This window comes from Armatimonas sp. (assembly GCF_043760365.1).
Taxonomy (GTDB): Bacteria; Armatimonadota; Armatimonadia; order Armatimonadales; family Armatimonadaceae; genus Armatimonas.
This window is the reverse complement of sequence record NZ_JAYUPA010000167.1, coordinates 1-2173: the sequence shown is the minus strand read 5'-3', so window position 1 is coordinate 2173 and position 2173 is coordinate 1. Positions and strand designations below refer to the sequence as shown.

Below are 2173 nucleotides of genomic sequence, written 5' to 3'. Positions count from 1 at the left end.
GAGAGCGTCCGTCTGTTTGTGGACCGTGCTCAGGCTGCCAAGCCGGACTTTCGGATCACGAACAGTAACGCCCCGGCGCTTGCGGAGCTGTGCGACCGTCTTGAGGGAATCCCACTCGCCATCGAGCTTGCTGCGGCGCGTGCGCTGGTTCTGTCTCCATCCCAGATGCTCTCTCAGCTGGGGAACCGTTTCGAGTTTCTGGTGAGCCGCAAGCGTGGCCTTGCGGAGCGCCAGCGGACGCTCCGTGCTGCGATTGACTGGAGCTATCGGTTGTTGACTCCCGACGTTCAGCGATTCTTCAGCCAGCTTTGCGTGTTTCGTGGCGGTTGGTCTCTGGAAGCGGCGGAGTCAGTCTGCGACGAACCTCTGGCGCTGGACATGCTTGCTCAGCTTCGTGAGTGCTCGCTGATCACGACGGTTGAGAGCGGTGAGGGTGGTATCCGTTTCCGTATGCTGGAGACGCTGCGTGAGTACGCCCAGAGCCAACTGTCGCCCGAGGAGATGTCAAGCGTGCGTGAGAGGCATGCCCAGTTTCTTATTTCGTTGGCGGAAGAAGCAGAGCCAAACCTGCGTGGGGTAGATCAATCACTATGGCTAGACCGCCTTGAGATCGAGCAGGATAACGTTCGAGAGGCTTTGCGCTGGTCATCTGGAGAAGGAGGAAATAAGGAAACGGGCTTCAGGCTAGCCGCCGGATTTTCTCTGATGTGGGTGATACGTGGCTATTTAAGGGAAGGTCGAAACTTGTTTACGATCCTGCTGGCTGAGCCGATTGAAGACTTAGATAAAAAAATGAGGGCACTGGCTCTCTACGGCTCCGGTGAGTTGGCTTGGCACGAAGGGAATCACAAACTTGCTTTTGCCCATTTGGAGGAAAGCTTGGCCATTTCGAGGGAACTTGGAGATTTACTTGCTGTGGCAAAAACACTGGTGCGACTTTCCTGTGTCGCTTTTGACGATGGTGACATGCACACGGGCGAGGCATTTGACCAAGATGCATTAGCAATCTATCAAAATCTCGGCAACCGATACGGAATTGCTATTTGTCAGTGGCGTCTAAGCCGTTTCCTCTCTGAACGGGGTGACCATCAAGCCAAGATGGAATTAATAATGGATTGCCTTTCGGTATTTCGGGAATTTGGAGATCAAAGAAGCATTGCGTTGATACTAATTAACCTTGGCAATGATGCCCTGAACCAGCAAGACTTCAGTAGCGCACGTGAGTATTTAGAGGAGAGTCTGAAGACGTTTCAGAAAATCGGCGATAGGAGAGGCACCGCCTCAGCACTCATCAGCTTGGCAACCATGGCCCAAGGGCAGGGGGACACGACGGCCGCCCGCGAACACTGCCGGCAAAGCCTTGCAATTTTTCGAAAGCTAGGTAATCCCGCGAACACCACAATAACAATTGCGCGCCTTTCCGCGATCGTTGCGGATCTTGGTGAGAAGATTAGAGCAGCACGGCTATGGGGTGCAGTCGAACAGCTTGATGAACAGGCAGGCTATAAACTTCTAGGTTCTGCGATACGAGAATACCACAAACAGCAGGCAGCCCAAACACGCGAAGTCCTTGCAGATAATAAAACCTTTGACCGTGCGTGGCAGGAAGGCCGCGCGATGACTATGGAGCAGGCTGTCGCCTACGCGCTGGAGGAGAGTGGCGAGTAGGTCGCGTTTTCCAGCAACGCGGTCGCTCAAAAAGGAGACGTGACTCAGTAAGCTGGCGCTGGCTTACTCAAAGCAAGCCAGCGCCAGTTTACCGGTGTCACCTCTAGTGACCGCTATTGCCAGCGGTTATCCACGTGGGGCCAAGGCCGTTCCAAGGCAACGGGAAGATTAGACCAGCAACGTAGCCACCCGTGGCGTCGTTGCTTCTGCCACCGCTCACAGAGGAGTAGTGTCCACTAGCGATGTTCATGCCGCCCCCGCTCACAGAGGAATACTCCCCGCTTGCGGTGTTTCGATGCCCTCCGCTCACCGAGCTGAGGTTTCCTGTGGTCGTGTTTAGATACCCCCCACTCACGGAGGAAATAGGGCCATTGGCAAAGTTCCGAAACCCTCCACTCACCGAAGAGAAGTCTGATCGGGCGGTATTGTTACTTCCTCCACTCACCGAGGAACCGATTACACTGGCGGTGTTTTGATGCCCTCCACTCACCGAGCTGAAGTATCC

The 2173-nt window shown here is 54.9% G+C and carries 1 protein-coding gene and 1 pseudogene; one reads left to right on the top strand and one right to left on the bottom strand.

Annotated features, from left to right (window positions below; all coding sequences use genetic code 11):
• Window positions 1-1668: ATP-binding protein (locus ACH2EH_RS04185; RefSeq protein WP_395139242.1), on the top strand; the 1668-nt coding region annotated here is incomplete at its 5' end.
• A gap of 103 nt (window positions 1669-1771) precedes the next feature.
• Here ACH2EH_RS04185 and ACH2EH_RS04180 read toward each other — a convergent pair.
• Window positions 1772-2173, bottom strand: a pseudogene (locus ACH2EH_RS04180) (hypothetical protein); the annotation flags it as partial.